The sequence below is a fragment of the Streptomyces sp. NPDC020742 genome, assembly GCF_040641675.1.
Classification (GTDB): domain Bacteria; phylum Actinomycetota; class Actinomycetes; order Streptomycetales; family Streptomycetaceae; genus Streptomyces.
Window position 1 is genome coordinate 242,448 of the sequence record NZ_JBFAEA010000004.1, and the last position, 12,586, is coordinate 255,033.

Annotated in this window: 12 protein-coding genes; 5 read left to right on the forward strand and 7 right to left on the reverse strand. The window is 74.4% G+C overall.

Annotated elements, in window-relative coordinates; translation table 11 throughout:
* Entirely contained in the window at window positions 1-726 is a 726-nt protein-coding gene (locus tag AB0G84_RS10455; protein ID WP_361318240.1) for a pyridoxal 5'-phosphate synthase, read from the forward strand.
* Between the two features lie 76 nt (window positions 727-802).
* On the opposite strand, the gene AB0G84_RS10460 is transcribed toward AB0G84_RS10455, so the two are convergent.
* Window positions 803-1,291, reverse strand: a complete 489-nt coding sequence (locus tag AB0G84_RS10460) for a GNAT family N-acetyltransferase (protein WP_361318242.1) — start codon at window positions 1,289-1,291, stop codon at window positions 803-805.
* Window positions 1,292-1,349: 58 nt separating this feature from the next.
* Window positions 1,350-1,769 carry an OB-fold domain-containing protein gene (locus AB0G84_RS10465; protein ID WP_361318573.1) on the reverse strand — a complete coding sequence of 140 codons (420 nt, stop codon included), beginning with the start codon at window positions 1,767-1,769 and terminating at the stop codon, window positions 1,350-1,352.
* Window positions 1,770-2,481: 712 nt separating this feature from the next.
* Between AB0G84_RS10465 and AB0G84_RS10470 the strand changes: the two genes are divergently transcribed.
* Window positions 2,482-4,740 (forward strand): acetate--CoA ligase family protein, encoded by a 2,259-nt coding sequence (locus tag AB0G84_RS10470; protein ID WP_361318244.1) that lies wholly within the window; start codon window positions 2,482-2,484, stop codon window positions 4,738-4,740.
* Window positions 4,741-4,837: 97 nt separating this feature from the next.
* Complete coding sequence (locus AB0G84_RS10475) at window positions 4,838-5,749, forward strand: enoyl-CoA hydratase-related protein (RefSeq protein WP_361318246.1); 912 nt, start codon at window positions 4,838-4,840, stop codon at window positions 5,747-5,749.
* A gap of 187 nt (window positions 5,750-5,936) precedes the next feature.
* On the opposite strand, the gene AB0G84_RS10480 is transcribed toward AB0G84_RS10475, so the two are convergent.
* Both AB0G84_RS10480 and AB0G84_RS10485 read right to left on the reverse strand, forming a co-directional pair.
* A complete protein-coding gene (locus AB0G84_RS10480; protein ID WP_361318248.1) occupies window positions 5,937-6,617 on the reverse strand; it encodes a hypothetical protein in 681 nt (226 codons plus the stop codon).
* A gap of 8 nt (window positions 6,618-6,625) precedes the next feature.
* Complete coding sequence (locus AB0G84_RS10485) at window positions 6,626-7,210, reverse strand: RNA polymerase sigma factor (protein WP_361318250.1); 585 nt, start codon at window positions 7,208-7,210, stop codon at window positions 6,626-6,628.
* Between the two features lie 226 nt (window positions 7,211-7,436).
* Between AB0G84_RS10485 and AB0G84_RS10490 the strand changes: the two genes are divergently transcribed.
* The gene (locus tag AB0G84_RS10490) at window positions 7,437-8,075 is read left to right on the forward strand and encodes a flavin reductase family protein (RefSeq protein WP_361318252.1); all 639 of its coding nucleotides are present in this window, start codon (window positions 7,437-7,439) and stop codon (window positions 8,073-8,075) included.
* Window positions 8,076-8,124: 49 nt separating this feature from the next.
* Here AB0G84_RS10490 and AB0G84_RS10495 read toward each other — a convergent pair whose 3' ends face one another.
* From AB0G84_RS10495 to AB0G84_RS10505, 3 genes are all read right to left on the reverse strand, one after another.
* The gene (locus AB0G84_RS10495) at window positions 8,125-9,207 is read right to left on the reverse strand and encodes a Zn-dependent alcohol dehydrogenase (protein ID WP_361318254.1); all 1,083 of its coding nucleotides are present in this window, start codon (window positions 9,205-9,207) and stop codon (window positions 8,125-8,127) included.
* Entirely contained in the window at window positions 9,207-10,403 is a 1,197-nt protein-coding gene (locus AB0G84_RS10500; RefSeq protein ID WP_361318256.1) for an acyl-CoA dehydrogenase family protein, read from the reverse strand. Before AB0G84_RS10500 ends, AB0G84_RS10495 begins: the two co-directional genes overlap by 1 nt.
* A gap of 143 nt (window positions 10,404-10,546) precedes the next feature.
* A complete protein-coding gene (locus AB0G84_RS10505) occupies window positions 10,547-11,452 on the reverse strand; it encodes an SDR family oxidoreductase (RefSeq protein ID WP_361318258.1) in 906 nt (301 codons plus the stop codon).
* 108 nt (window positions 11,453-11,560) lie between these two features.
* Here AB0G84_RS10505 and AB0G84_RS10510 point away from each other — a divergent pair, with 108 nt between their 5' ends.
* Window positions 11,561-12,487, forward strand: a complete 927-nt coding sequence (locus tag AB0G84_RS10510; protein ID WP_361318260.1) for a cyclase family protein — start codon at window positions 11,561-11,563, stop codon at window positions 12,485-12,487.
* Window positions 12,488-12,586: the final 99 nt, after the last annotated feature.

Below are 12,586 nucleotides of genomic sequence, written 5' to 3' on the forward strand. Positions count from 1 at the left end.
ATGAGCGACCACCCCGCCCCCCAGGACACTCCGGCCGCCGCCCCGGGCCCTTCCGGCGCCGCGGACCCCGCCGCCCACGCCTTCCACGAGCTGCTGCGCGGGCTGCGGGTCTGGGACCACGCGCTGCCGTCGTTCGACCCGGCGAAGGCTCCGGCCGAGCCGCTGCCGCTGTTCCGGGAGTGGCTGCGGGAGGCCGCCGAGGCCGGCCAGCCGGAGCCGCACACCATGACGCTGGCCACCGCGGACGCGTCCGGCGACCCCTCCGTACGCACCCTGATGCTGCACGACGCCGACGAGCGCGGCTGGCACTTCGCCTCGCACCGCGGCAGCCGTAAGGGCCATGACCTGGCCGTCCGGCCGCGTGCGGCGCTCGGCTTCTACTGGCCGGCAGTCGGCCGCCAGGTGCGGATCCGGGGGACGGTCACCGCGGCCGGGCCCGAGGAGAGCGCCGCCGACCTGCACCGCCGCTCCACCGGTGCGCTCGCTGCGGCGCTGGTCGGCCGGCAGAGCGAGGTGCTCGGCTCGGTCGAGGAGCTGGCCCACGCCTCGGACGCGGCCTGGGAGCGGGCGGGGCGGGAGCCGGACGCGCCGGTGCCGAGCTGGACGCTGTATGTGCTCCGGGCCGAGGAGGCGGAGTTCTTCCAGGGGGACGAACGCCGTCGGCACCTTCGGCTCAACTACCGCTACGAGGAGGGGCGCTGGGTCCGCGAACTGCTCTGGCCGTGAGCCGCCCGGCCGCCGCCCGGCCGCCCCTGCCCGGCAAAGCCCGCTATCAGCGCTTCCGGCATCAGAGCTCTCGGCGTCAGAGCTTCCGGTACATGATGTGCAGCCCCACATAGCCCTTGGTGGGGTGGTGGAAGCCTTCGGGCAGGGTCGTCATGACGGTGAAGCCCAGGGACTTCCACAGCGCGACGGCACCGGTGTTGGTCTCCACGACGGCGTTGAACTGCATCGCGCGGTAGCCCTCGGCGCGGGCCCACTCCAGTACGTACTCCCCCAGGGCCCGCCCGACGCCGCGCCCGCCCTGCCGCGGGTCGACCATGAAGCTGGCGCCGGCGATATGGGCGGCGCCGCCCATGTGGTTGGGGTTCATCTTGGCGGTGCCCAGCACCGTCCCGGAGTCGTCGACGGCGACGACCGTACGGCCGGGCGGCGGCAGCAGCCACATCGCGCGGCCCGCCTCCTCGTCGAGGTCGCGGGGGTAGGTGTAGGTCTCCCCGGCCGCCACGATCTCGTGGAAGAAGGGCCAGATGGCGGGCCAGTCGGCCGCGGTCGCCGTACGGATCAGCACTCTCCCAGCATGCCGCCGCCCCGGGGGCGTCCGCCACCGGATTTGGGCGGGGCGCCGCTCACCCGGGCCGGAAGACGGGGACCGCCGGCTGTCGGCCGGCCGGCCCGGCGGCGAGCTCCCGGAAGCACACCACCAGCGGCATCCCGATCCACAGCTCCGCCGCCGCGCAGTCGACGACCTCGGTCATCATCCGGGGCCCCTCGGCGAGATCGACCACGGCCGCCACGTACGGCACCCGGTCGCCGAACGGCGGGAGGTCGTTGCGGTGCACGACGGACCACGTATAGAGGGTGGCCCGGCCGGTGGCCGGCTCCCAGACCACGTCCTCACTCCAGCAGCGCGGGCAGAACTCGCGCGGGTAGTGGTGCGCCGCGCCACACCCCTCGGCCCGGCAGCGCCGCAGCAACAGCCGCCCCTCGGCCGCCGCGTCCCAGTACGGACGGGTGAACGGATCCACCTCCGGCACATCGAAGCGCACCCCCGCGGCGGACTTGGGAGCGGGCCCGGGAGCGAGCCCGCCCCCCACCACGGGCGCGGATTGGGCCCCCGCCTCGCCCCCGGCACCCCGGCCCGCCCCGGCCGTCACCGGGACGCTCCCGCCGCAGTGCCCAGTGGCAACGTCCACCAGCTCAGGACGACCAGGGCGCCCCCGGCCATCAGCCCCCTCGCCGCGCACCACGACCGTACGGCCGCGCCGAAGCCCCTGCCCACGGCCCGCCACACGGCCCCGCCGCGCCGGATCGCCTGCATTCCGCACCACACCCCTCCCACGATTCTGACGCTATGTCAGTTCAATGGAACGGCCACCGGGCGCGCAAGGGGGCGGCGCACGCCAAGGCGGGGAACTGCGCATCACCGCAGCACCGCTGCGGACCGACGCGACGCCGCGACCGACCCCCACAAGCCGCCACTGCCGCCGACGGCCCTCAGCCACAGTCTGACGCCTCATGCAGCGACCGATGCGCTCGTCCCACGATCCGTGGCCGTATCGCACGGACACGGGCCACCGAGTGCCCCTCGTCCGTGCGATACGGCCACGGGATCCGAGATCCCACACCGAAGGCCCCGCCGCAAGCTTTCCCGCCCCTCCCCATTCCTGACGTGCCGTCAGTTCAGTAACCTGACTATGCGTCAGCTATCGCACAGTGCAGGTGCAGGAAAGAGCCGTCACACAGGAGCGGGCGTTTGCGATGCTTGGATCGACTCACGGCACCCTCACCACTCACTCCCGGCCGGCCCGCGTCGTGGCCTGCGGGGAGCAACCACCCCACACCGTCCACGGAATGAGTGAACCGCAGTACGGCAACGACCGCCAGGGCGCCGGGGCGGCGGCCGACCTGGACGTCAGCGGGCGTCCGCTGCACGCCCCGGTGCCCGATCTGGACCGGTTCTTCCGGCCCCGGTCGATGGCCGTGATCGGCGCCTCGGACGCCGAGGGACGGCCCAACACCGGCATCACCCGCCAGCTGATCGCCTGGGCGGAGCGGGTCGGAGCCCGGCTGCACCTCGTCAACCCGGGACGCCGCCGGGTCTTCGGACGGCCCTGCCATCCGACCGTCGCCGCCCTGCCCGACCCCGTCGACCTCGCCGTCCTGCTGGTCGGCGATCCGCTGCCGGTCATCCGGGAACTCGCCGACGCCGAAGTGAAGTTCGCGGTGGCCTTCGCCTCCGGCTTCGCCGAGATCGGGGAGCGCGGCGCCGCCGCCCAGGCCGCGCTCGCCGAGGCCGTTCAGCACTCCGGCCTGCGCCTGCTGGGCCCGAACACCAACCTCAACGCCTTCGAGGAGTTCCGCGAGGACCTCGACGGCCCGGCCATCGCCCTGATCACCCAGTCGGGCCACCAGGGCCGCCCGGTCTTCACCCTCCAGGAACTGGGCATCCGCCTCTCCCACTGGGCCCCCACCGGCAACGAGGCCGACCTGGAGACCGCCGACTTCATCTCCTACTTCGCCACCCGCCCCGAGGTCGGGGCGATCGCCGCCTATGTGGAAGGGCTCAAGGACGGCCGCAGCTTCCTGCTCGCCGCCGACCGCGCGGCCCGGAACAAGGTGCCCGTCGTCGCCGTCAAGGTCGGCCGCACCGAGACCGGGGCCCGGACCGCCGCCTCGCACACCGGCAAGCTGACCGGCGCGGACGGCGTCGTCGACGCCGCGATGCGGCAGTTCGGCGTGATCCGGGTGGACGGGCTGGACGAGTTGCAGGACACCGCGGCGCTGCTGGCCCGGGCCAGGAAGCCCACCGCCGAGGGCGTCGCCGTCTACTCGATCTCCGGCGGCACCGGCGCCCACTTCGCCGACCTGGCCACCGCGGCGGGACTGCACCTGCCGGCCCTCGACGCCGCCAAGCAGACCGAGCTGCACCAGTGGATACCGGACCACCTCCACGTCGCCAACCCAATCGACAACGGCGGGCACCCGGTCGGCGACTGGCGCGGCCCCAAGATCATCGACGCGATCCTGGCCGACCCGGCCGTCGGCGTGCTGATCTGCCCGATCACCGGCCCCTTCCCGCCGATGAGCGACAAGCTCGCCCAGGACCTCGTGGACGCGGCGGAGCAGACGGACAAGCTGGTGTGCGTGGTCTGGGGCTCGCCGGCCGGTACCGAGGACGCCTACCGCAGCACCCTGCTGGGCTCCTCTCGGGTGGCGACCTTCCGCACCTTCGCCAACTGCATCACCGCGGTACGCGCCTACCTCGACCACCACCGCTTCACGGCCGACTACCGCTCCCCCTTCGACGACGCCCCGCGCGCGGCGTCCCCCTCGCTGCGCAAGGCGCAGGCCCTGATGCGCCCGGGCCAGCAGCTCAGCGAGCACGCGGCGAAGCAACTGCTGCGCGCCTACGGCATCCGCGTTCCGCGCGAGCAGCTGGTGACCAGCGCCGCGGCGGCGGTACGGGCGGCCGGCCTGGTGGGCTACCCCGTCGTACTGAAGGCCTCCGGGCCGCAGTTGGCGCACAAGACCGAACTCGGCCTGGTGAAGGTCGGCCTGACCTCGGCCAGTCAGGTCAGGGACGCCTACCGCGAGCTCACCGACATCGCCCGCTACGAGGACCTCCCACTGGACGGCGTCCTCGTCTGCCAGATGATCGAGCGGGGCGTCGAAATGGTCGTCGGCGCCACCCACGACCGCCTCTTCGGGCCGACCGTGACCGTCGGCCTCGGCGGGGTCCTGGTCGAGGTCCTGCAGGACGTCGCGGTGGGCGTACCGCCCTTCGGCGAGGATCAGGCCCGCGCGATGCTGGGCGAACTGCGCGGCCACGCCCTGCTGGACGGCGTACGGGGCGCCCCGCCCGCGGACACCGACGCGCTGGTGGAGGTGGTCCTGCGGGTGCAGCGGATGGCCCTCGAACTGGACGGTGAGCTGGCCGAGCTGGACATCAACCCCCTGGTGGTGCTGCCGCGCGGGCAGGGTGCGGTGGCCCTCGACGCGTTGGCCGTCTGCCACTGACCGCACCGGCGCCGTCGCGCGCGGTCCGCCGCGCGAGCGCCGCCGTCCCCCGCACCACACCCGCGCCCCCGGCCACACCCTCTGGAGCCGCTCCCCCATGACGTCCTCCCCGTCCTCCCCGTCCTCCGTACCCTCCGTGTCCTCCGGGCCCTCCCCGTCCGCCGGGCCCACCGGCGCCCCCGCCGGTCCCGCTGACTCCTTGGTACTGCACACCACTGACAACGGCGTCTCGTGGCTCACCCTCAACCGCCCCGATGCCCTGAACGCCCTCACCCCCGACCAGCGGGAACTCCTCATCGACCGGCTCGCCGACGCCTCGGCGGACCCCGACGTCCGGGCCGTCGTGCTCACCGCCACCGGGAGGGGCTTCTGCGCCGGTGCCGATCTGCGGGGCGCACCGGCGAACGGATCACCGGCCGCCGGCGCACCGGCCACCGGCGAACGGATCACCGGCGATGTCGCGCGGATGATCCGGCAGGGCGCCCAGCGGCTCATCGCCGCGGTACAGGATTGCGAGAAGCCGGTGATCGCCGCGGTCAACGGCACCGCGGCCGGCCTCGGCGCCCATCTCGCGCTCGCCTGCGACCTGGTGCTGGCCGCCGCGTCGGCCCGCTTCATCGAGGTGTTCGTCCGCCGCGGCCTGGTCCCGGACGGCGGGGGCGCCTATCTGCTGCCCCGGCTCATCGGACCACAGCGCGCCAAGGAGCTGATGTTCTTCGGCGACGCCCTGCCGGCCGCGGAGGCGGAGCGGCTGGGGCTGGTCAACCGGGTCGTCCCGGACGAGGAGTTGACCGCGACGGCACGGGCGTGGGCGGAGCGGCTGGCGGCCGGTCCGACCCGAGCGCTGGCACTGACCAAGCAGCTGGTCAACGCCTCGCTGGAGAGCGACCGGGCAACGGCCTTCGCCGCCGAGGCCACCGCCCAGGAGATCAACATGACCACGGCGGACGCCCGGGAGGGCCTCGCCGCCTTCGCGGAGCGCCGCGGCCCGGTCTACCGAGGACGGTGACACCGGCCGGGCCGAGCGGGTGAGCGGCGCCAGGCAGACCGACCGCGCCGAGCAGCCCGACCACGCCAAGCGGCCCCCCGAGCAGGCGTGCGGCGGCCCCCAGCAGGCGAACCGCCCCGAGCGGGCCGGCTGCCCCGAGCAGTCCAACCGCGCCAAGCAGCCGGACCGCCCCGAGCGGGCCGCCGGCCTACCCCGACTCCGTCCCGTCCTGACAGATCGGCACCTCATGGGTGTTGCGGGTGCGCACCCCGGGCAGCCAGCCCCGCACCCCCTGCCCGCTGGTGACCAGGTACCAGCGGGTGGAGGTGACGCCCGCCTCGTCGCGGACCATCCGGCCGTCGGTGACGACACAGCGGGCGGCCAGCACATCGCCGTGCCAGACCCGGCCGGCGGCGTTGTCCCGCGCCGCGTACCGGGCGCGCGGATCCCGGGCCAGCCGCAGTGCGCACTCCAGCGAACGGCCACTGCGGCAGGCCCGTTCGCTGTTGTAGACGGTGATCTTCACCGTACGGAGCGGCCCGGCCGGCTGGAGGGTGGTCGGACCGGGGCGCACCAGCCACCACACGCCCAGCGCCACCGCCGCCACGGCCGCCGCCATCACGAGGGCGACGGTGCGCGCCCGCCGGCGGGGCACCGCGACCACCGCCGGCGCCGGTGCCTCCCCGGGCTGCCGGATGCGGTCCCACAGGCCCGGCGGTGTCTCGATCTGCTCGTCCGCGAGCCGCAACCGGGCGCGCAGCAGCGCCTCGGCGTCGTCCCCCGGGCCGTCGCCGCGGCCGCCCCCGGTGACGCCCCGGCCCCCACCGCCCGCACCGCCCATGCCGCCCACACCGCCCACGCCGTCGTCGTGCCGTTGCCCCACTTCCACCGCGCCGCTCACCTCCCGGCCTGCCCGTGCTCCGATTCAACGAGGTAGGCGCGCAGCCTGTCCAGCGCGCGGGCGCGATGCCGGGCGGCCGTACCACGGTGCACCTTCATGATCTTGGCGGCCTGGTCGAGCGTGTAGCCGTCCAGGTCCACCAGGATGACGATGCCGGCCTGCCGGTGCGACAACCGCCCCAGCAGGCGCACCGCTTCGAGCTCCGCGTGCCGCCGCTCCACCCCGCCGTCCCAGCCGCCCGGCGCCGTCCCGGCCCCGCCGGGCGCCGCTCCGCCCGCACCGGCCTCCTCGACCCGTTCCACTCCGTCGACCAGCACCTGGCGCCGGTCCTTGCGGTAGGCGTCGCGGGCGACGTTGAGCACCGCGGTGAAGGCGTAGGCGTACGGCTCCGGGTGGGCGAGGAAGCGCTGCGGACGGGCCGCCAGCCTGAGGTACGCCTCGTGCACCACGTCCTCCGCGGACTGTCGGGAACCGGCCAGCATCACCGCCCTTCGGTAGAGGCGGGGCAGCAGCCCGCAGAAGACCTCGTCGAAGGTGCCTGACGCGGCAGAGGACGCTGACGGTGGTGTCACATCGGCCATGTACCGGAACTCTCCCCCGTGTTCGGCTACGGACGCGGCCGAGGTGGACGCTACCCGCGCAGGCCGCACGCAATCAGGAATCCGCCCCCGATCTCCCCCGAAACCGCCGAAGATCACCCGGAGCGGCGGCAAACCACACATCCGGGTGGCCGCCACCCCTACGGCTTCACGGCGGCCGCCGCCCCCACACCTTCACAACTGACACTCCATCAGATTCAATGGATGCATGATGGGACACGCTGGAATGGCGGCCACGGCCGTGCGGTACCTGCGCTCCGTCGGTGCGCCGACCACGGCCGCCGCACCGGCCACTCCCGCCACACCCCTTCCGCGGCCCGCCCTGCGCGCCGTCCGCGACGACGAACGCGCCCCGTTCGACACCGCCGCGTTCCGGTCCGTCCTGGGCCACTTCGCCAGCGGCGTCACGGTCATCACGGCCCCCGGGGAGCCCGGAGAGCCCGGCCCAGCCGGTTTCGCCTGCCAGTCCTTCGCGTCGCTCTCCCTGACCCCGCCGCTGGTGGCCTTCATGGTGGCGCGCACCTCGACGACCTGGCCGCGGATCGCCCGTGCCGGGGTGTTCTGCGTCAACGTCCTCGGCGCGGAACAGGGCGGGCTGTGCCGCGCCTTCGCGGTCAGCGGCGCCGACAAGTTCGCCGGCGTCCGCTACGACCGGGCCCCGGCCACCGGCTCACCGCGCCTCGCGGACGTCCCGGCCTGGATCGACTGCACGATCCACGCCGTGCACACCGGCGGCGACCACCTGATCGTCGTCGGCCGGGTCGACGCGCTCGGCACCGACGAACGCGCCGCCGCGGCCGGCCCCCTCCTCTTCCACCGCGGCTCCTTCGGGCACTTGACCGCCTGAGCGCCCCGGGACGACGGCCTGCCGCGGCCCCGGGGCGCGGGCGGGACGTTCACGCCGCCGGGTCCCCGAACGTCAGCACCGCCCGCGCCACCCGGCCGTGGTGGGCGTCGTCGGCGGCCCGGGCGAACTCCGCCACCGGATAGGTCCGGGTCACCAACTCGTCGAGCAGCAGCCGCCCTTCGCGGTAGAGCCGGGCGTACAGCGCGATGTCCCGCTGCGGCCGGGAGGAGCCGTAGCGGCAGCCGAGGATCGACTTGTCCAGGTACATCGACGACACCAGGAACGACGCCTCGGCCCCGGCCGGCGGGACGCCGAGCAGCACCGCCTGGCCGCGCCGGTCCAGCAGGTCGACCGCCTGCCGGATCAGCCGGGTGCTGCCCACACACTCGAAGGCGTGGTCGGCCCCGGTGGGCAGGATCTCCTTCACCGCCTTGACCGCGTCGGTCACCGCCGACGCGTCCACGAAGTGGGTGGCCCCGAACTGCCGCGCCACCGCCTCCTTGTCCGGGTTGGCGTCCACCGCCACGATCGTCGAAGCCCCCGCGATCCGCGCGCCCTGGAGCACATTGAGCCCGATCCCACCGGCGCCGATCACCACCACCGAGTCCCCGCGGTCGACCCGCGCCCGGTTGAGCACCGCGCCCACACCGGTCAGCACCCCGCACCCGATCAGCGCGGCCGACGGCAGCGGGATGTCCCGGGGGATCTTCACCGCCTGCACCGCCCGGACCACGGTCCGCTCCGCGAACGCCGAGTTCGACGCGAAGCTGAACAGTTCCGCCTCGCCCCGCCGGAACGGCTTCTGGGGCATCCCGATCGCCTTGCGGCACATCGTCGGCCGCCCCCGGTCGCACTCCGCGCACGTCCCGCAGTTGGCCAGGGTCGACAGCGCGACGTGGTCGCCGGGCACCACATGGCCGACGCCCGGCCCGACGGCCTCCACCACCCCCGCCCCCTCGTGCCCCAGCACCACCGGCACCGGATACGGGATCGTCCCGTCGACCACTGACAGGTCGCTGTGGCACAGCCCGGCCGCCCGGATCCCGACCAGCACCTCGCCCGGCCCCGGGTCCCGCACCTCAAGATCGTCCACCACCCGCGGCCGCTCACCGTCGAAGATGACGCCCCTCATCACCGCTCCCCTCTGGGCAGGCCGAGCACGCGCTCGGCGATGATGTTGCGCTGGATCTCGTCCGAGCCGCCGTAGAGGGTGTCGGCCCGGGTGAACAGGAACAGCCGCTGCGCCGCGTCGAGTTCATAGGGCCGGGCGACGGCCCAGTCGGCGGGCCCCAGGGCTGCGGCGGCTCCCCGTACCTCCACCGCCAGCTCCCCCAGCCGCTGGTGCCAGCCGCCCCACAGCAGCTTGGCCACGCTCGGTGCGCCCGCGTCCCCGGCCGCCCCCAGGGTGCGCAGCGCGTTCCACCGCATCACCTTCAGCTCGGCCCACTGGGCGGTGAGGCGGGCGCGGAGCACGGGGTCGCGGAGCGCTCCGTGGCGGAGCGCCGCCGTGATCACCTCGTCCAGTTCGGCGGCGAACCCGATCTGCTGGACGAGCGTCGACACCCCGCGCTCCACGGCCAGCAGGCCCATCGCCACCCGCCAGCCCCGGCCCTCCCCGCCCACCACGTGCCCGCCCCGCGCCACCGCCCCGTCGAAGAACACCTCGTGGAACTCCGCGGTGCCGGACATCTGCCGGATCGGCCGCACCTCGATGCGGCCCGGCTGGTCCATCGGCACCAACAGGAAGGACAGGCCCCGGTGCCGCCGTTCGGCCGGATCGGTGCGGGCCAGGACGAAGCACCAGTCGGCCTCCCGGGCCAGTGAGGTCCAGATCTTCTGCCCGGTGACCCGGTAGTGCGCCCCGTCCCGGACCGCCACCGTCCGCAGCCCCGCCAGGTCCGACCCGGCGTCCGGCTCGCTGTAGCCCTGGCACCACAGCTCCTCGCCCCGGGCGACGGCCGGCAGGAACCGCTTCCGCTGCGCCTCGTCGCCGTACGCGAGCAGCGTCGGCGCCAGCAGGTTCTCCCCGATGTGGCCGACCCGGCCCGGCGCTGCGGCCCGGGCGTACTCCTCGGCCCACACCACCTGCTGGGTCAGGCTCGCCGCACGGTTCCCGTACGCGCCGTGCCGGCGGTCCCACCCCAGCCCGATCCAGCCGCCGGCGCCGAGCTCCCGCTCCCAGTCCCGGCGGACCGCGGCCCCCTCGTGCTCGCTTCCGGGACCCCCGCGGCCCGGGAGCGAGGCGTACGCCCCGACCAGGTGCCGCCCCAGCCAGTCCCGGGCCTCGGCCCGGAAGTCCTCGTCCTCGCGCCCGAACCCGAAGTCCACGCCGCCTCCCTCGTCTCCCCTCGGCCCGCCGGCGCCGCAGCAGTGCAGGTCCGGCGGGCGCTACGGCCGCCTCCCCGCCCGGCGGCCGCCCGGCTGCCCCTGCATTCCGCGCCCACGGCGCTGCCGGTTCCGCAGTGCCGGCCCTACTGGTTCGGCCGAGCCTTGGCCGCGGCCGCCGCCGCCATCTCCGCCAACTGCGCCAGCATCGGCATCGGGTCGGTGCCGACCGCTCCCGGCACCACCTCGGCGACCTTCTCCGGCGTCCAGCCGCCGTCGCTGTACACCGACCGCAGCTCCGCGGGCTGGGCCCACACCGCGATCTTCGGTCCGGCCACCGTGTAGACCTGCCCGGTGACCTCGCGGGCCCGGTCGCTGAGCAGATAGACGACGAAGGCCGCCACGTCCTCGGGCTCGCCGATCTCCTTGAGCTCCATAGGGACGTTCGCCGACATCCGGGTGCGCGCGACGGGGGCCACCGCGTTGGCGGTCACCCCGTACTTGTGCAGGCCCAGCGCGGCGCTGCGGACCAGGGAGATGATCCCGCCCTTCGCGGAGGCGTAGTTGGCCTGGGAGACCGACCCCTGGTGGTTGCCGCTGGTGACCCCGATCAGGGCGCCGGAGCCCTGGCGGCGCATCACCGCGGCGGCGGCGCGGAACACCGTGAAGGTCCCCTTGAGGTGGGTGGCGACCACCGGGTCCCACTCCTCCTCGGTCATGTTGAACAGCATCCGTTCGCGCAGGATGCCGGCCGCGCACACCACGCCGTCGATCCGCCCGTACTGCGCCAGCGCGGTGTCCACCATCCGCCGGCCGCCGGCCATGGTGGCCACGTCGTCGGCGACCGCGGTCGCGGCACCGCCCGCCGCCTCGATCTCCTTCACCACCGCCGCGGCGACCTCGCTGCTCGGCTCCCCGCCGTCGACGGCGACGCCGTAGTCGCCCACCACGACCTTCGCGCCGTGCGCGGCGCAGGCCAGGGCGACCGCCCGGCCGATACCGCGTCCGGCCCCGGTGACGGCGACCACCTTGCCGGCCAAGAAGTTCCCCATGCCGCGCCCCTTCCACCAGTTTCTGACGGACCGTTAGATTTTTGAGCAGACCCGGGACGAACACAAGACCCCGGCCCGAACCCGCACCCCGCCCCCGAGGAGGCCGTCATGCCCCTGCCGCAGGAGTTCCACGACATCGCCGCACGCGTGAACAACTGGGGCCGCTGGGGCGCGGACGACGAGAGCGGCACCCTCAACCTGATCACCGCACGGGTGGTACGGGAGGCCGCCGGCTGCATCCGCAGCGGACGCCGGATACCGCTCGCCCTCCCGCTCCAACAGGACGGCGTGCAGACCGGGGTGATCCCAGGACGGGTCAACCCGCTGCACACCATGACGGCCCTCAACCAGGAGATCTTCGGCCCCGATACGGTCGCCACCTCGGACGACGTGGTCACCATGGGCCTACAGGCAGCCACCCACTGGGACGGCCTGGCCCACGTCTCCCACGCCGGGCGGCTCTACAACGGCCGCCCCGCCCACACCGTCACCGCCCATGGCGGCGCCACCGCCCTGGGCATCGAGACCGCACCGCCGATCGCCTCCCGCGGCATCCTGCTCGACGTGGCCCGCGCCCTCGGCGCCGGCCGACTGCCCGGCGGGCACGCGGTCACCCCCGAGGACCTTCAGGCCGCCGAGGAGCTGGCGGGGGTGTCCGTCCGGTCCGGCGACATCATCCTCGTCCGCACCGGGCAGATGCAGCACTACCTCACCGGCGACCGCCAGGCGTACGCCTTCCCCTCGCCGGGGCTGTCCCTGCGCACCCCGGAGTGGTTCCATGCGCGCGGGGTGGCAGCGGTCGCCAACGACACCCTGACGTTCGAGATCTTCCCGCCGGAGATCGAGGACCTGTGGCTGCCGGTGCATGCGCTGCACCTGGTCGAGATGGGCATGCCGCAGGGCCAGAACTGGAATCTGGAGGAGCTGTCCACGGCCTGCGCGCAGGAGGGCCGCTACACCTTCTTCCTGTCCGCGATGGCGGAGCCGTTCGTCGGCGGGACCGGCACCCCGGTCGCACCCGTGGCGATCCTGTGAACCGGCCGGCCAGGTGGCGGTGCGCTGATGCGCGCCCCGAGCACGGCACCGCGGACCGCCACCTTCCCCCGGCCGTCCCTGGGGGGACAGCCCCCTCAG